The sequence below is a fragment of the Jhaorihella thermophila genome, assembly GCF_900108275.1.
Taxonomy (GTDB): Bacteria; Pseudomonadota; Alphaproteobacteria; order Rhodobacterales; family Rhodobacteraceae; genus Jhaorihella; species Jhaorihella thermophila.
Window position 1 is genome coordinate 31585 of sequence record NZ_FNVD01000006.1, and the last position, 17247, is coordinate 48831.

Sequence of the window (17247 nt, forward strand, 5' to 3'; positions counted from 1 at the left end):
CGCGCCATCGAACCCTCTGCCCGCCCCCTTTGCCCCGCCGTCAGAGGGTGCTAGCAAAGAGCCGGGGAGAGACCGGGCATGGACTACGCGGAACAGCAGAAACGGGCGATGACCGAGGCCGGTCTGAACCTGATCGCACAGGCCCTGTCGATCTATGACAAGGATCTGCGGCTGGCCGTCTGCAACCGCCGGTTCAAGGAGATGTTCGATCTGCCCGACCGGCTGGTGCAACCCGGCGCGCGGTTCGAGGACACGATCCGCCACCTTGTCGAAACCGGAGAATACGGCGAGGTCGCCGAGCCCGAATCCTTCATCCGCGCCCGCGTCGAACAGGCGCTGGCCTTCGAGCCGCACTATGTCGAGCGCACCCGCGCCAACGGACAGGTGATCTCTATCGAGGGCGCGCCGCTGCCGCAGGGGGGCTGGGTCGCGGTCTATACCGACATCACCCGCACCAAGCGTGTCGAACAGCTGCTGCGCGCCCGGTCCGAGGAGTTGTCGGATCAGCTTCTGGCCCATGCCGAAGAGCTTTCGGCAACCAACCGCAAGCTCGCCGCGACCATCACCGCGCTGGAAGAGGCCAAGCGCCAGCTGACCGAGATCGAGGCCCGCACCCGCCTGACCACCGAGATGATGCCGGCCCATATCGCCCATGTGGACGCGAGCGGCCACTACACCTATTCCAACCGGCGCCTCAGCGCGGTGTTGCCGGGGCGGCCCTCGGACATCCTCGGCATGCATATCCGCGACGCGCTGGGCGCCTTTGCCTATCAGCGGATCGAACCGCATCTTCAGGCGGCCTATGCCGGCAAAAGCTCGGTCTTCGAATTCACCGAGAATCACAATTCCCGCCGCATCCGCGTGGCCTTTACCCCCGACCGGGCCGGCGGCGTCTACATCCTGTCGATGGACATCACCGAGGAGACCCAGGCCCGCGTGGCGCTGCAACAGTCGCGGCGCCGGGCGCTAGCGGCGCAGATGACCAGCGGGCTGGCGCATGATTTCTCGAACCTTCTGACCATCATCACCGGCATGCAGAACAAGCTGGAAAAGATGGACCTGCCCGAACCGGCCGCCGAACTGGTCGCCGGCACGCAGGCGGCGGTGCGGCGCGGTGCGCGGCTTCTCAACCGGATCGCCGACATCACCGGCCGGCGGACCCTGCGCCCGCGCGCCACCGACCTGCACATGCTGCTGCAGGATCTTAAGCTGATCGCCACCCCCACCCTGCCGCGGGGCGTCGGCCTCAGCGTTCTGGACCACACGCCGGACGTGACGCTGCTGCTGGATGCGGGCATGTTGCAGGATGCGCTTCTGAACCTGATCCTGAACGCGCGCGATGCCTGCGGAACCTCGGGGCTCATCACCGTCAGCGCCCATTGCGTCGGCCGCACCTGGGTCGAGATCTCGGTCGGCGACACCGGCCCCGGCTTTTCCCCCGAGGCGCTGAATTCGGCGCTGGATCCGTTCTTCACCACGAAGGGCGGCGAAGGCTCGGGGCTGGGCCTGCCGATGGTCTATGACATGGTCAAACTGGCCGGCGGCGACCTGCAGATCGGCAACACGCCCACCGGCGCGCAGGTCACGCTGCGCCTGCCCTACCGCGAGGCGCCCGTCGCCGATGGCGGCATCGCGCTGCTGGTCGAGGACAGCCCGGAACTGCGCGAAGGCTTCCGCGACATGCTGATGGAACTGGGCTATTCGGTGATCGAGGCCGAAACCGTGGACGAAGCCGTCGCACTGGCGGCCGATCTCGACGACATCCGGCTGGTGCTGTCCGACATCCGCCTGCGCGGGGACGCCACCGGCATCGACCTGAAACGACGGATCGAAACCCCCGACCGCCCCTGCATCCTGATGACGTCCCTGCCGCAGGACGACCCGCTGTTCATCTCGGCGCAGGCCACCGGCGCCGTGCTGCGCAAACCCTTCACCACCGCCGACCTGTCGGCCCTGATCCGACCCGAGGCCGCCGCATGACCGCCCCGCTTGTCACCATCCTCGACGATGAACCCGAGATTCGCCAGATCCTGACCGAGGCGCTGGAAGAGGCCGGATTCCGCACGCAAAGCTTCGCTCGCGCCCGCGAATTCGAAGCCTTCCTCAAGGGCCTGACCCCCGACGTGTGCCTGGTGGACCTGTCCCTGCCCGACACCGACGGGCTGGCGCTGGTGCACCGGCTGGCACTGGAACAGGGCGCCATAGTGATCATCATCTCCGGCCGCGCCGAGGTGCAGGATCGGGTCACGGGTCTTGAACTGGGGGCCGACGACTACATCACCAAGCCCTTCGACCCCAGCGAGGTCGTCGCCCGCATCCGCGCCCGCCTGCGCGGCAACCGCGCGGCGCAGACCGCCGGCGACACCGCGCATTTCAACGGCTGGACCGCGCATTTCGACCGTTACGTGCTCGAGGACGAAACCGGCGCCGAAACCCCGTTTTCCCATGCCGAAGGCGAAGTGCTGCGCCTCTTTCTGGAAAGCCCCAGACGCCTCATCTCCCGCGCCCAGATGCAGGAATCGCTCGGCGGCGCGGCAGGCGAAAGCTTCGACCGGGCGATGGACGTGCGCATCTCGCGCCTGCGCACCAAGCTGCGGGAAGATCCGAAAAACCCCCGCCTCATCAAGACGATCTACGGCGCGGGCTACATCTTTCTGGGCGACGTGCGCTGGTCCTGACGCCCCCGTTGCGCGCCCGATTCGCCACGGCTAGAAATGGCCCATGCCTGTCTGCCTGCTCTATCGCGATACCACCGACAAACCCCGGCGCTTCTACCGGGTCGAGATCGCCATGACCCTTTTTGCCGAGGTGTCCGTGCTGCGCGAATGGGGCGTGGCGGGCCGGCGCGGCCAGTCGGTCATCCGCCTTTACGGCAACCTGCGCGAGGCCTCGGTTGCCGCCGACCGCGCCCGTGCCACCGCCCTGCGCCGCGGCTATGTCCGCGCCGCCTGACCCTTCGCGCCCCCGCTTCTTTCTGGTTCCAAATACCCCCGCCGGAGGCGCCCGCCCTTTCCACGGGCGCAAAGCTTGCCTAGGAACGCGCCATCAGGAGCAGCCATGTCCCACATCACTCTGATCCGCCACGGCCAGGCCAACACCCAGGCGCGCGACGAAACCGGATACGACCGGCTCAGCCCGCTGGGCCACCAGCAGGCGCGCTGGCTGGGCGACCACCTGCGCGCCGCACGCGACCACCACCCGCGCGTCTATTGCGGCACGCTTACCCGGCACATCGAGACCGCCCGCGCCATGGGTCACCCCGACGCCACCCCCGATCCGCGCCTGAACGAGCTGGAATATTTCCGCCTCGCGCAGCTCTTGAAACAGCAACACGGCATTCCGGTCCCGACCGAACGCGAAGGCTTCATCGCCCACCTGCCGACCGTCTTCACCGCCTGGCGCGAAGGCCGGATCGAGGGCGCCACCGAAACCTTCGAGCAGTTCGAAGCCCGTGTCCGCGACGCGCTCTCCGAAATCGCCGCCGGCCCCGGTCCTGCGCTGGTCGTCACCTCCGGCGGGCTGATCGCGATGGCCATGCGGCAGGTGCTCGACCTCGACATCCCGGCGATGGCGCGAATGGCTCTTGCCATCATGAACACGTCGATGCACCGTCTCTACCCGATCGGCGACCGGCTCAGCCCGGTCCTGTTCAACGCCGCGCCCCATCTGGAACATCCCGACCGGCATTTCGCCCGGACGCATCTGTGAAAAGGAACGCCGCATGACACATCTCTGGGTCCGCGCCGAACAGCGCCCCAACGAGGAACGGGTCGGCCTGACGCCCGAAGGCGCCCGCGCGCTGATCAAGGCCGGGATCCGGGTGACCGTGGAAGAAAGCACTACCCGCGCCATCCCGATCGACGGCTACCGCGATGCCGGATGCGAAATCGCCCCCGAAAACAGCTGGCCCGACGCGCCCGCCGACGCCATCATCTTCGGGCTCAAGGAACTGCCCGACGACGGCACCCCGCTGCCGCACCGTCACATCATGTTCGGCCATGCCTTCAAGGGCCAGCATTCCGGCCGCCGCCTGCTGGAACGGTTCAAGGCCGGCGGCGGCACGCTCTACGACCTGGAGTATCTGGTGGACGAAACCGGCCGCCGGGTCGCGGCCTTCGGCTACTGGGCAGGCTTTGCCGGCGCCGCCGTCTCGCTCAAGGCCTGGGCGGCGCAGAGGCGCGGCCAGATCTGCGGGCCGGTCGGCGCCTACCCGGACAAGGACGCGCTGCTGACCGATCTCGGCGCGGAACTCGACGCGACCGGCACGGCCCGGCCCCGCGCCATCGTCATCGGGGCATTGGGCCGGGTCGGCACCGGCGCCTCGGACCTGTGCGAGGCGATGGGCGTTGCCGTCACCCGCTGGGACATGGCCGAGACCGCCCATGGCGGGCCATTTCCCGAAATCCTCGACCATGACCTGTTCCTCAACTGCATTTTCGCCCGGCCGGGCACGCCGGTCTTTGTCCCGCGCGCGGCGCTCACCGCCCGGCGCCGGCTGTGCGTGATCGGCGACGTCGCCTGTGACCCCGACAGCGACTACAACCCGGTGCCGATCTATGACCGCGCCACCACCTGGGACGCACCCGTGATCCGCGTTCATGACGACCCGCCGCTCGATGTGATGGCGATCGACAACCTGCCGTCCATGCTGCCGCTTGAAAGCTCGCGGGACTATGCGGAACAGCTCCTGCCCTCGCTGCTCACGCTGGGCGACCTGGACGCCGGCGTCTGGGGTCGGGCCAGGGCGACTTTCGAAGAACACATGAAAGGGATCTGAGACCATGACCATCCACTGGTGCGGAACCGGCCTGTCGGCCATCCCCGGCCTGCGCCGGCTGATCGAACAGGGCCACGATGTTACCGTCTGGAACCGGACGGTGGACAAGGCGCGCGAAGCGGTGGGCGATCTCACCGACGACATCCGTGCCTATGACATCGAGGCGCTGTCGCAAGCGGTGCAGAAGGGCGACGTGATCGTGTCCATGCTGCCCGCCGACTGGCATGTGCCGCTGGCCGAACTGGCGATCGAAAAGGGGGCGCATTTCGTCTCCTCGTCCTACATCGCGCCCGAGATGCGCGCGCTGGACGACCGCGCCCGCGAGGCCGGCGTCGCGCTGGTCAACGAGGTGGGGCTCGATCCCGGCATCGACCACCTGATGGCGCATGCGCTGGTCGCCGATTACCGCGCCTCGGACGCCTACGACCCGGCCAACCATCTCAGCTTCATCTCCTATTGCGGCGGCGTGCCGAAGTTCCCCAACGCCTTCCGCTACAAGTTCAGCTGGTCGCCGCTGGGCGTGCTCAAGGCACTGCGCTCGCCGTCGAGGTCCATCCGCAACTATGCCGAACTGCGCGTGGACCGCCCTTGGGACGCGATCTCGACCTATACCGCGCCCCTGCCCACGCCCGAAAGCTTCGAGGTCTATCCCAACCGCGACTCGATCCCCTTCATGGAACAGTACGAGTTCGACCCGAACTGGACCGTGCGCGAATTCGTCCGCGGCACGTTGCGGCTCAACGGCTGGGCCGAAGCCTGGTCCGACGTCTTCCGCGAGGTGGAAACCCTCTCGGGCCCCGAAGGCGATGCCCGGCTCAAGGAAATGTCCGACCGGTTCTGGGAGGAAAACGCCTATGACGAAGGCGAGCCCGACCGCGTCGTGCTTTGCGTCGGGCTCAAGGCCGAACGCGACGGGCAGGAGGTCTGGCACAAGACCTGGGTGATGGACGCCTGGGGCGACGAACGCGGCACCGCCATGGCGCGCCTGGTGTCGATCCCGGTTTCACTGGCGGTCGAGGCGGTCCTCAACCGGCAAATCCCCGCGGGCGTCCACGCCGCGCCCAGCGATCCGAAACTGGTGCAGGCCTGGCTCGACGAGGTCGGCCACCTCGCCCAGCATCTGCAACTGGTGGACCGCCGCGTCTGAACGCCTCCACTCTTCATCTTGCGAAAAATACTCCCGCCGGAGGCATGAATTCTTCGGCGGGACATCACCGCACGCACCTTCGCGCCGAATGCCGCCGCGATCGTCACGGATACCGATCGAACGAAAAACCTTGCCGCGCGCCGCGCGCGCGGCGCCGCTGGATCACATCAGGTCGTTTTCCACGTCCTCGGCGGAAATGCCCAGCGCATCCAGCCCGTTCTCGAGATGATCCGACACATGCGGCGTGCCGATCAGATAGTCGGCGCAGGGCGTCGATGCCTCGGCCTTGGCCGTGGCAATCGCCTCTTCCAGATCATCGGCAAAGAAACTTTCCCGCCCGATCCACATGATCGCCACCAGTTCGGCCTGCTCGTCCTCGCTCATCCGGTCGATGAAGGCGCGCAGTTCGTCCTCTGCCCGGTCCAGTTCGCGCGCCATCAGCGCGACCTGCGCGACCTTGCGGGGCGAAATCTCCAAGTCATTTACGTCCATCCCTCTCTCCGGTTGCCGGAATCCTCGTGACCCGTGGCTCATGCCATTGCCCGCGATCTTACGCAATATCGCCCTACAAGTTCCAGACCAACCTTTTCCCCGGCGCAAGAGGCAGGCCGGTCAGCCCGGTGGCGCAGCTGTCGGGATCAGCGGGACGTGGCGGGCTTGTCCAGGGACACGACATGCCCCGCATCCTGCGGCGCCAGCTCCTCGAAATCGAAATTGTCGAGCCGCAGCGCCCGCCGCCCCGCCTTTTCGGCGCTGATCTTGATTTCGGCCACGTCTTTCGCTGCCTGCCCGAAATGCCGGTCGAGATTGGCGACCCGGTCGCCCAACCGTTCCACATCCTTGTGCAACAGGCTCAGTTCCCGGCGGATGGCGCCGGCCTGTTCGCGCATCCGCGCGTCCTTCAGGATCGCGCGCATCGTGTTCAGCGTCGCCATGCAGGTGGTCGGCGACACGATCCAGACCCGCGCGGCGAACCCTTCGCGCACCACGTCCGCGAAGTTGGCGTGAAGCTCGGCATAGACCGCTTCGGATGGCAGGAACATGATCGCCCCATCGGCGGTCTCGCCCTCGACGATGTAGCGTTCGGAAATCGCCTTGATGTGACCCCGCACCGCCGCGCGCAACGCCTGCGCGGCCTGTCTGGCCTCGGCCTGAGTCTCGGCCCGCCGCAGCGCCTCGTAAGCTTCCAGCGGGAATTTCGAATCGATCACGATCGGCCCCGGCGGATTGGGGAGATGAACCAGGCAATCCGCCCGACGCCCGTTCGACAGCGTGGCCTGAAAGGCGTAAGAATCCGCCGGCAGCGCCTTGGACACGATGTCATTCAGCTGGATTTCCCCGAAGGCGCCGCGCGTCTGCTTGTTCGACAGGATGTCCTGAAGGCTCAGCACCTCGCCCGACAGTTTGGTGATGTTGTCCTGCGCCTTGTCGATGGCGGCCAGCCGTTCCTGCAGCGCGGTCAGCGAGGTCGCGGTCTGTTTCGACGTGCCGTGCAGGGTCTCCTTCATCCGCTCCTGCATCTCGGTCAGCGCGCGCGAGGTGCGCATCACGTTGTCCGCCAGCCGGTCGTTCATGTGCTGCTGCACGTCCGACAGGCGCATCTCGACGGTCTGGATCAGCTGCACCTGTGCGTTGGCCTGCTGGTCCGACACATGCTGAAGCCCGCCGCGCAGATGCTCCTGCCCCTGCGCCAGTTGCTGCACGCTCTGCGCCATCAGCGCGACCTGCTGCGACAAGGGCTCCACCGCCCGCGCCGACCGCCGCGCGGCAGCCAGCGCGGAAACCAGCAGAACCAGCAGAACCAGCACCAGCAACGCGACCCCTGCCCCCGCCAGAACCGCGACCACCGCCGGGTCGCCCAAGGCGTAGCTCTGTCCGCCGATCTCGATCATGTGCGCCCGAACAGCCTTTCGATATCCTTCAGCTTCAGCTCGACATAGGTCGGGCGGCCGTGGTTGCACTGGCCGGAATGCGGGGTCGCCTCCATCTCGCGCAACAGCGCGTTCATCTCGTCCGCCTGCATCCGTCGCCCCGACCGGACCGAACCGTGACAGGCCACGCGGCTTAGGATCGCTTCGATCCGGGCCTGCACGGTGATCGTTTCGCCCTGGTCGTCCAGCTCGTCCAGAATGTCGCGGATCAAGGCGGCCGCATCCACCTCGCCCAGGATCGCGGGGGTTTCGCGCACCGCCACCGCGCCACCGCCGAAGGGCTCGACGGTCAGGCCCATCCGGGCAAGGTTGCCGGCCTCGGCCAAAAGGCGGGCGCAGTCGGCTTCGGAAAGCTCCACGATTTCCGGGATCAGCAACGCCTGCGCGGCGACGCCGTTCTCGGCCATCTGGCGTTTCAGCTTCTCATAGACCAACCGTTCATGGGCGGCGTGCTGGTCCACGATCACGATGCCGTCCGCCGTCTGGGCGATGATGTAGTTTTCATGCACCTGCCCCCGCGCCACGCCCAGCGGCAGGGCTTCGATCGGCACTTCCGGCGCGGTTTCAGCCGCGGCTTCGGGTGCCACCGCTGGCTCGACCCGGCCGCTGAACGCGCCGCCCAGTTCCGCAAAGCCCGGCGCCTGCGCCTGATACGCCGCCTGCCGCGCCGCGACCGACGGGCGGCGGTCCATCTGGTAGATGCGCGGCGCCTGCGTCTCGGGCGTCATCGCGCCCAGAGTCGCCCCGGCCACGGTGGTCGAGGCCCGGTGCCCCGCCTCGGCCAGCGCATGCCGCAGGCCGGACACGATCAGCCCGCGCGCCACGCCGGGGTCGCGGAATCGGACCTCGGACTTCGCCGGGTGCACGTTCACGTCCACAAGATGCGGGTCGCAGTCGATGAACAGCGCCGCCGCCGGGTGACGATCTCGGCTGAGAAAATCGAAATAGGCGGCCCGCAGCGCCCCGGTCAGCATCTTGTCGCGCACCGGGCGGCCGTTGACGAACAGGTATTGCGCCACCGCCGCGCCGCGCGAATAGGTGGGCAGCGCAGCATAACCGTATAGCCGCAGCCCTTCGCGCGTGGCGTCGATCCGCAGGGCATTCTCGGCAAACTCGCGCCCCATGACGCGGGCCAGCCGGGCATGAAGCGCATCGAACAGATCGCCCGATTCGGGATCAGCGCGGAACACCACGCGCCCCTCGCCCCCGCCCGAAACGTCGCGCAGGGTGAACCCGATCGCCGGTTCCGCCATCGCCAGCCGCTTGAGCGTGTCGCCGATCGCCTGCGCCTCGGCCCGGTCGCTGCGCAGGAACTTGAGACGCGCCGGGGTGGCGTAGAACAGGTCGCGCAGCTCGACCACCGTGCCGGCGCGCAGGGCGGCCGGCTTGACCGGATCCATCCGGCCACCGCTCACGCGGATCGTGGCGGCCTCCTCGCCCTCGGCACGGCTGGTGATGGTCAGCCGCCCCACCGCGCCCAGCGACGGCAGCGCCTCGCCGCGAAAGCCGAAGGTGTGGATGTCCAGCAGGTCGGACCCGTCGATCTTGGAGGTTGCGTGCCGCGACAGCGCCAGCGGCAGCTGGTCGGGCGGGATGCCGCAGCCGTCATCGGTCACGCGGATCAGGGTTTTGCCGCCATCGGCGATGTCGATGCCGATCCGGGTCGCGCCCGCGTCGATCGCGTTCTCCACCAACTCCTTGACGGCCGAAGCGGGGCGTTCGACCACCTCGCCGGCCGCGATGCGGTTGATCGCGGCGTCGTCGAGTTGCCGAATGACGGGGCGGTGCTGGCCTATATTGGGGTCGTGCTGGGTCATACCGCAAAACCTAGCACGCACCTGCGCGATTCTGCCAGCGGGGAAATCCAGGCGGTCAGCCTTCGGCGGGCGCACCGGCGCGGGTGCGGCATGGCCCAAAGCGTGCGGCCAGCACGAGGATCACGCCCGAAACAGTGGCGATCATGCCTGCCGCGCTGACCGCGTCGTCGGCCCCCAGCCACAACGGTCCGTAACCCGCCAGCACATAGCCCAGAACGGCGGAAACGGCCGCAAAAACCACGCTCCAGCCCACTTGCACCTCGAGCCGGTTGGTCATCATCCGCGCCGCCGCGGGCGGGCAGATGAACATGGCGATGACGATGATCGACCCCACCGCGTCGAATGCTGCCACTGCCGCGATCGCTGCCACCACCACCAGCGCCAGCCCAAGCGCGGCGGTGGGGATGCCGACCGAACGGGCAAAGCCTTCGTCGAAGGTCGAGATCTTGAGCGGCCGCCAGAACAGGAGGATGAAAGCTGCCACCCCCAGCAGGGTGAACCCCATGCGCGGCAACTCGGGCGGAAGATAGCGCAGCGCATCCGTATCCAGCAGAGACCCCCAACCGGTCGCGTCCAGCCAGATCAGGCTCTCGAGATTGCCATACAGCGCGTGCTGCACATCCAGATGCACGCTGGAGGTATCGGACTGTTCCAGCAACAGCACGCCGCCGGCGAACATCGCGGTGAACACCACGCCCATCGCGGCGCCGGGCTCGATCCGGCCCAGGCGGCGGATCAGCTCGATCAGCACCACCGCGACCACGGCGGCCCCCATCGCGCCCAGCATCATCGGCCAAGTGGACACCGCCCCGGTCAGCAGGAACGCGACCACGATGCCGGGCAGGACCACATGGCTGATCGCATCCCCGATCAGCGCCTGCCGCCGCAGCACCAGGAAATTGCCCGGCAAGGCACAGGCGATCGCAGCGAAAGTGCCGATCAGCAGCGGTGGCAGGGACAGGGGGACGAATTCCTCGCCGCTCATGTGCGCACCTCCTTCGGTCCACCGATGCGCCGGTCGATTTCTTCGATCTGGTCGCGGGTCAGCACGGTTTCGATGTCGCGCAGCCCGTCATAGAGCGACGCCGCGCCCTCATGCGCCGGATCCGCGCGCACCGCCTGCCATCGGGTTTCATCCAGCAGGGCGCGAGCCGCGCGGACGCGCCCGCGATCGGTGGGCACGCCATCGGCACGCATCAGCCCCGCCCGCCGCAGCAACCGCCGGGTCAGATTCTCATAGACCGGCTGCCCCTGCGCCAGCGCCAGAAGCCCCTGCCGGAGATGCACCCGCCGCTGATAGCGCAGGTGGCGCACAGTCGCGGCCAAAACGCCCCGCCCCGGTGCCACCAGCATCGACAGGACGAAGAATCCGAACGCCACCAGCACGATGATCGGCCCGGTGGGCAGCGCCGGCGTCGTGGCCGAGATCGCCGCGCCGACATAGCCCGACAGCGCTCCAAACGCGCCGGCCAGCAGCACCACGCGTCCCGAACGGTCAGACCAGAACCGCGCGGTGACGGGCGGGATGATAAGCATTGCCACGATCAGGATCAGCCCCACGACCTTGAGCCCGATCACCGTGACCGCCATCACCAGCCCCATCGTCGCCATGTCCACCCGATGCACGGAAATGCCTTGAGTTGCGGCGAATTCCGGGTCGAAGGCCACCATCGTCATCGGCCGCCGCAAGATAACGACGGCCACCAGCACCAGTGCGCCGCTGATGGCTATGACCAGCGCATCCACCCGCAGCATGCCGGCGGTCGAACCCAACAGGAAGCTCTCCAGTCCCGCCTGCCGGCCCGCCGTCATGGTCTGGATGACCGTCAGCAGCACCACGCCGAACCCGAAAAAGACCGACAGCACCGCGCCGATCGCAGCATCCTCGGCCAGCCGCGTGTGCCGTGTCAGCCAGGACAGCGCCCAAAGCCCCGCGCCCGCCGACAGCGCCGACCCCAACAGCAGACCGGCCAGATTGCGCCCGTCGCCGCCCAGCGCCACCATGACGATAAAGGCCAGCCCCACCCCCGGCAGTGTCGCGTGCGATACCGCATCGCTGACCAGCGCGCGCTTGCGCAGGAACAGGAATGTGCCGGTGGCGCCGGCGGCAAAGCCCAGCAGCGCGGCCCCGATCGCCACCAGCGCCGCGTTGTAGCCCAGCTTCAGCAGCAGCGCATCCCACAGCATCGCCGATCAGCTCCGGTTTCGGGAAAACAGGTCGTGCTGGGAAATCGCCAGCCGGCCGCCATAGGCCGCCTGCAGGGTTTCGGGGGTGAAGGCCTCGTCCACCGGGCCTTCGGCGATCTTGCGGACGTTCAGCAGGAATACATGGTCGAAATAGTCCCGCACCGTGGACAGGTCGTGATGCACCGCGACCACGGTGCGACCGGCCGTCTTGAGATCCTTCAGGACCGCGATGATCGCCTTTTCCGTCGCCGCGTCCACCCCGGCAAAGGGTTCATCCAGAAGATACAGCTCCGCATCCTCGGCCAGGGCGCGGGCCAGGAACACCCGCTGCTGCTGGCCGCCCGAGAGCTGGCCGATCTGGCGTTCGGCGAACTCGTGCATGCCGACCCGGCGCAGGCAGTCCATCGCCCGCGCCATGTGCCGCATCCGCACCCGGCCCAGCAGCCCCAGTTCGCGATAGAGTCCCATCAGCACCACGTCGATCACCCGGGTGGGGAAGTCCCAGTCCACGCTGGCCCGCTGCGGCACATAGGCGATCTGGTCGCGGACCTCGTCCAGCGGTCGGCCGAACACCGTCACCTGCCCCGACAGGGGGCGCAGGATGCCCAGCGCGGCCTTGAGCATGGTGGACTTGCCCGCGCCGTTCGGCCCGATGATTGCGGTCATGGATCCTTCGGGCACCGTCATGTCCACCGAGAACACCGCCGGTTTCTCGCCATAGGCGACTGTCAGGCCCCGGATCGCAAAGGGGCTTTTGCCCAGATCCGCGTCGGTGGTCGCACGGCCTTCTCTGGCGGCCAGTTCCAGCATCGCGTCACATCCCCGCCGAAAGCTTGCCGTTCATTCCGCGTTCGGGCGCATCCGCGCCCAGCGCGCGGGCAATCACGGTTACATTATGGTCGATCATACCGATATAGGTGCCTTCGTATGTGCCGGGCGTTCCCATTGCATCACTGAACAACTCGCCGCCGATCCTCACAGCGTGACCCTTCGCCGCGGCACCTTCGACCAGGGCGCGGATATTGCGGTCGGACACCGAGCTTTCGACGAACACGGCACCGATCCGACGGCTGACGAGGATGTCCACCAGTTCGCGGATCCGCGCAAGCCCCGCCTCGCTTTCAGTCGAAATGCCCTGAATGCCCATGACCTCGAACCCGTAGGCCCGCCCGAAATAGCCAAAGGCATCATGGGCCGTGACCAGCACGCGCGATTGCGCCGGAACCCTGGCGAGCGTTTCGCGGGCGTAGGCACCCAGCCGGTCCAGTTCTTCCATATGGGCCGCGGCATTGGCGGCGAATCGCCCGGCCGCCTCGGGCCGGGCCTCGCTCAGGGCGCGCTGGATCTCGGCCACGACATGCTTCCACAGATCGGGCACCATCCAGACATGGGGATCGAACTTGTCGGCATAGTCGTCATGGGCCAGCAGCAGCTCGCGCGGCAGCGCTTCGGCCACCGCCACGACGCGACGCTTGCGCGCCAGATTGTGCAGGAACTCCTCCATCTGCGCCTCGAGATAGAGCCCGTGCCACAGCACCAGGTCGGCCCGGGTCATCGCGACGATGTCGCTGCGGGTCTGGCGATAGGAATGCGGGTCCACGCCGGGCCCCATCAACGCGCGCACCTCGACCTGATCGCCACCGACGCGCCGCGCGGCGTCGGCGATCATGCCGGTCGTGGCCACCACCCGCAAAGGCGCCGAAGCCCGCCCCGAAATCGCAAAACCGGCACTCAGCAGAAGAGCCGGCAACCCCAGAACCACGTTTCGGCGTCGAATCATGTCCCTGCCCTTCCGTTCCCGTCCTGGCCAATATGCGCGCCGGGACATCTTTCGTCAATGCAATTGCGAATTATTCGCAATAAGAGTTGCACTTTCCGCGCCGGCATGTCTTGCGCTGCACTGAGGGAACATGCGACTTTTGCGGGTCTGAACCTTTCGGGGATAGAGGATGGATACCGCAACCAAGGACCGCACCGCCCAGCTGCCGCAGGTTACCGATCCCCGCAATGCGGGGATCGAACTGGACCTGGCCTGGGTTCGTGCCGCGCAGGCCAATACCTCGGCGATCGAACGCCGCGCGGCGACGCTGCCCGCCCGGCGCAGTGTGAAAAAGGACCATCAGGCCGCATGGCTGCTGAAGGCGATCACCTGCATCGATCTGACCACGCTTGCCGGCGATGACACGCCCGGCCGGGTGCACCGGCTGTGCGCCAAGGCCCGCCAGCCGGTGCGCCGCGACATTCTGGAGGCGCTGGGCATGGGGCCGATCACCGTGGGCGCCGTCTGCGTCTATCACGAGATGATCGCCCCCGCCGTAGAGGCCCTGCGCGGCAGCGGCATCCCCGTGGCCGCAGTCAGCACCGGTTTTCCGGCGGGTCTGTCGCCGTTTCACCTGCGGGTCGAAGAGATCCGCGAAAGCGTCAAGGCCGGCGCGCGCGAGATCGACATCGTGATCTCGCGCCGTCATGTGTTGACCGGAAACTGGCAGGCACTTTATGACGAGTTGCGCATCTTCCGCGAGGCCTGCGGCGAAGCGCATATGAAGGCAATTCTGGCGACGGGGGAACTGGGCACCCTGCGCAACGTGGCGCGGGCCTCGCTCGTGGCAATGATGGCCGGGTCGGACTTCATAAAGACCTCGACCGGCAAGGAGAGCGTCAACGCCACCCTGCCGGTGTCTCTGGTGATGATCCGCGCGATCCGTGAGTTCCACGAACGCACCGGCCACCGTGTCGGCTACAAGCCGGCCGGCGGCATCTCCAGGGCGAAGGACGCGCTGAACTATCTGGCGCTGATCAAGGAAGAGCTGGGCAACCGCTGGCTGCAGCCGGATCTGTTCCGGTTCGGCGCCTCGTCGCTGCTGGGCGATATCGAGCGACAGCTGGAGCATCACGTCACCGGGGCCTATTCGGCCGGCTGGCGCCACCCGATGGGCTGACGCGCGCGGCAGGCGCGGCGCAGTGAGTATTTGGAGCAAGATGAAGAGATGGGCGTGAAAGAGATCTTCGAGACCATGGACTACGGTCCCGCCCCGGAAAGCGCCGCCGAGGCACTGGCCTGGCTGGTGGATCAGGGCGACCGGTTCGGTCATTTCATCGAAGGCGGCTTTACCGCCACCGGGGAAGGCTTCGAGAGCCGCAACCCGGCGACGGGCGAGGTGCTGGCGCTGCTCAGCCAGGCGACGCAGGCGGATGTGGACGCGGCGGTGCAGGCCGCCCGGCGGGCCCAGCCGAAATGGGAGCGGCTGGGCGGGCCGGGCCGCGCGCGGTATCTTTATGCGCTGGCGCGACTGATGCAGAAACATGCGCGGCTGTTCGCGGTGCTGGAAACGCTGGACAACGGCAAGCCGATCCGCGAGAGCCGCGACATCGACGTGCCGCTGAGCATCCGGCATTTCTATTACCACGCGGGCATGGCGCAACTGATGGAGGCGGAACTGCCCGACCGCGCGCCGATCGGGGTTTGCGGGCAGATCATCCCTTGGAACTTTCCGCTGTTGATGCTGGCCTGGAAGGTGGCGCCGGCGCTGGCGATGGGCAACACGGTGGTGCTGAAACCGGCCGAGTATACCTCGCTGACCGCTCTGTTGTTCGCCGATATCTGTCGGCAGGCCGGGCTGCCCAAGGGGGTCGTCAACATCGTCACCGGCGATGGCGCGGTGGGCGAGATGATCGTGGCGCACCCCGGTATCGACAAGATCGCCTTTACCGGATCCACCGAGGTGGGTCGGAAGATTCGCGCGGCCACGGCCGGGTCGGGCAAGGCGCTGACGCTCGAGCTGGGGGGCAAGAGCCCCTACATCGTGTTCGACGACGCCGATCTGGACAGCGCGGTCGAGGGTCTGGTGGATGCGATCTGGTTCAACCAGGGCCAGGTCTGCTGTGCCGGCTCGCGGCTGATCGTGCAGGAGGGGATCGCCGAGACCTTTCTGACGCGGCTCAAGGCGCGGATGGACAGGCTGCGCGTGGGCGATCCGCTGGACAAGAGCATCGATGTGGGCGCGGTGGTCGATCCGGTGCAGCTGGCGACGATCACGCGGATGGTCGAGGCGAACAGTTCGGGCGAGGTGCATCACGCGGCGGTGGAGATGCCGAAGGCGGGGTGTTTCTACCCGCCGACGCTGATCACCGGGCTTGAGCCCTCCGACCCGCTGATGCAGGAAGAGATCTTTGGCCCGGTGCTGGTGTCCACTACCTTCCGCACTCCGGCCGAGGCGGTGCAACTGGCCAACAACACGCGTTATGGTCTGGCGGCGACGGTCTGGACAGAGAACGTCAATCTCGCGCTGGACATCGCGCCCAAGCTGGTCGCGGGTGTGGTGTGGGTGAACGCCACCAACCTGTTTGACGCCGCCGCGGGGTTCGGTGGCGTGCGCGAGAGCGGCTTTGGCCGCGAAGGCGGCTGGGAGGGGCTGAGCGCCTATACGCGACCCCGGGGGCGCACGCGGCCTCTGCACAAGGTCGAGCCGTTCACTGGGAATGGCGGGGCGCCCGTGGATCCGATCGACCGGACGGCCAAGATGTATGTGGGCGGCAAGCAGGTGCGGCCCGACGGCGGCTATTCGCGGCCCGTGTGGTCGAAGTCGGGTGCGCTGCTGGGGCATGTGGGGCTGGCCAATCGCAAGGACGTGCGCAACGCGGTCGAAGCCGCGGCGGGCGCCTCTGGTTGGGCGAAGACAACCGGGCACCTGAGGGCGCAGATCCTCTATTACATTGGCGAGAACCTGTCGGCACGCGCGGACGAGTTCGCGCGGCGGATCGACGCGATGACCGGCAGGCAGCGGGGCGCGAAAGAGGTGGAAGCCGCGATTCAGCGGATGTTCACCGCCGCCGCCTGGGCCGACAAGTATGACGGGCAGGTGCATGGGGTGCCGATCCGCGGCGTGGCGATCGCGATGAAGGAGCCGGTGGGCATCATCGGCGCGCTGTGTGCGGACGAGGCGCCATTGCTGGGACTGGTGTCGGTAATGGCGCCGGCGATCGCCATGGGCAACCGGGTGGTGCTGGCAGCGTCCGAGCCGTTCCCGCTGGCGGCGACGGATTTCTACCAGGTGCTGGAGACCTCGGACGTGCCGGCGGGTGTGGTCAACATCCTGACCGGTTGTCACGCCGACATCGCGGGGCCGCTGGCGGCGCATATGGGCGTGGATGCGGTCTGGAGCTTTTCATCCAGCGATCTGTCGGCGGAGATCGAAAGGGCCTCGGCCGGGAACCTCAAGCGGAGCTGGGTCAATAACGGGAAATCCTTCGATTGGGACAAGGATCACACCGGCCGTTTCCTGGAGGCCTCCGTGGAGATCAAGAATATCTGGGTGCCTTACGGGGAGTGAGGCGCGGGGAGTCGTCGTTCCCGCTGGAGACAGGGTTTCGGATCGCTTGCGCGATCCG

15 protein-coding genes are annotated in these 17247 nt (G+C 67.4%); 8 read left to right on the forward strand and 7 right to left on the reverse strand.

Annotated features, from left to right (window positions below; all coding sequences use genetic code 11):
* The first annotated feature begins 78 nt into the window (after positions 1 to 78).
* From C4S70_RS08670 to C4S70_RS08695, 6 genes are all read left to right on the forward strand, one after another.
* Positions 79 to 1980: a hybrid sensor histidine kinase/response regulator gene (locus C4S70_RS08670; RefSeq protein WP_104007725.1), complete on the forward strand. Its 1902-nt coding sequence runs from the start codon at positions 79 to 81 to the stop codon at positions 1978 to 1980.
* Entirely contained in the window at positions 1977 to 2678 is a 702-nt protein-coding gene (locus C4S70_RS08675; protein WP_104007726.1) for a response regulator transcription factor, read from the forward strand. The genes C4S70_RS08670 and C4S70_RS08675 overlap by 4 nt, the downstream gene beginning before the upstream one ends.
* 43 nt (positions 2679 to 2721) lie before the next feature.
* Positions 2722 to 2952 carry a WGR domain-containing protein gene (locus C4S70_RS08680; RefSeq protein WP_104007727.1) on the forward strand — a complete coding sequence of 77 codons (231 nt, stop codon included), beginning with the start codon at positions 2722 to 2724 and terminating at the stop codon, positions 2950 to 2952.
* A gap of 105 nt (positions 2953 to 3057) precedes the next feature.
* Positions 3058 to 3708 (forward strand): histidine phosphatase family protein, encoded by a 651-nt coding sequence (locus tag C4S70_RS08685; protein WP_104007728.1) that lies wholly within the window; start codon positions 3058 to 3060, stop codon positions 3706 to 3708.
* Positions 3709 to 3721: 13 nt separating this feature from the next.
* Positions 3722 to 4777 carry a saccharopine dehydrogenase gene (locus tag C4S70_RS08690; RefSeq protein WP_104007729.1) on the forward strand — a complete coding sequence of 352 codons (1056 nt, stop codon included), beginning with the start codon at positions 3722 to 3724 and terminating at the stop codon, positions 4775 to 4777.
* Between the two features lie 4 nt (positions 4778 to 4781).
* Positions 4782 to 5924, forward strand: a complete 1143-nt coding sequence (locus C4S70_RS08695) for a saccharopine dehydrogenase family protein (RefSeq protein WP_104007730.1) — start codon at positions 4782 to 4784, stop codon at positions 5922 to 5924.
* A 162-nt stretch (positions 5925 to 6086) separates the two neighbouring features.
* On the opposite strand, the gene C4S70_RS08700 is transcribed toward C4S70_RS08695, so the two are convergent.
* The 7 genes from C4S70_RS08700 to C4S70_RS08730 form a co-directional block, all read right to left on the reverse strand.
* Positions 6087 to 6416: a DUF3775 domain-containing protein gene (locus C4S70_RS08700; protein WP_104007731.1), complete on the reverse strand. Its 330-nt coding sequence runs from the start codon at positions 6414 to 6416 to the stop codon at positions 6087 to 6089.
* Between the two features lie 146 nt (positions 6417 to 6562).
* The gene (locus tag C4S70_RS08705; protein WP_104007732.1) at positions 6563 to 7816 is read right to left on the reverse strand and encodes a DNA recombination protein RmuC; all 1254 of its coding nucleotides are present in this window, start codon (positions 7814 to 7816) and stop codon (positions 6563 to 6565) included.
* Complete coding sequence (mutL, locus tag C4S70_RS08710) at positions 7813 to 9672, reverse strand: DNA mismatch repair endonuclease MutL (RefSeq protein WP_104007733.1); 1860 nt, start codon at positions 9670 to 9672, stop codon at positions 7813 to 7815. The genes C4S70_RS08705 and mutL overlap by 4 nt, the downstream gene beginning before the upstream one ends.
* Before the next feature lie 55 nt (positions 9673 to 9727).
* On the reverse strand, positions 9728 to 10657 hold the full coding sequence (locus C4S70_RS08715) for a metal ABC transporter permease (protein ID WP_104007734.1): 930 nt from the start codon (positions 10655 to 10657) through the stop codon (positions 9728 to 9730).
* Positions 10654 to 11859, reverse strand: coding sequence for a metal ABC transporter permease (locus C4S70_RS08720; protein WP_104007735.1), 1206 nt, complete (start codon positions 11857 to 11859; stop codon positions 10654 to 10656). Before C4S70_RS08720 ends, C4S70_RS08715 begins: the two co-directional genes overlap by 4 nt.
* A 6-nt stretch (positions 11860 to 11865) precedes the next feature.
* Positions 11866 to 12669 (reverse strand): metal ABC transporter ATP-binding protein, encoded by an 804-nt coding sequence (locus C4S70_RS08725; protein ID WP_104007736.1) that lies wholly within the window; start codon positions 12667 to 12669, stop codon positions 11866 to 11868.
* 4 nt (positions 12670 to 12673) lie between these two features.
* A complete protein-coding gene (locus C4S70_RS08730) occupies positions 12674 to 13639 on the reverse strand; it encodes a metal ABC transporter solute-binding protein, Zn/Mn family (RefSeq protein ID WP_104007737.1) in 966 nt (321 codons plus the stop codon).
* Positions 13640 to 13808: 169 nt separating this feature from the next.
* Between C4S70_RS08730 and deoC the strand changes: the two genes are divergently transcribed.
* On the forward strand, positions 13809 to 14798 hold the full coding sequence (deoC, locus tag C4S70_RS08735) for a deoxyribose-phosphate aldolase (protein ID WP_104007738.1): 990 nt from the start codon (positions 13809 to 13811) through the stop codon (positions 14796 to 14798).
* 48 nt (positions 14799 to 14846) lie between these two features.
* Positions 14847 to 17189, forward strand: coding sequence for an aldehyde dehydrogenase family protein (locus C4S70_RS08740; RefSeq protein ID WP_104007739.1), 2343 nt, complete (start codon positions 14847 to 14849; stop codon positions 17187 to 17189).
* Positions 17190 to 17247 lie beyond the last annotated feature (58 nt).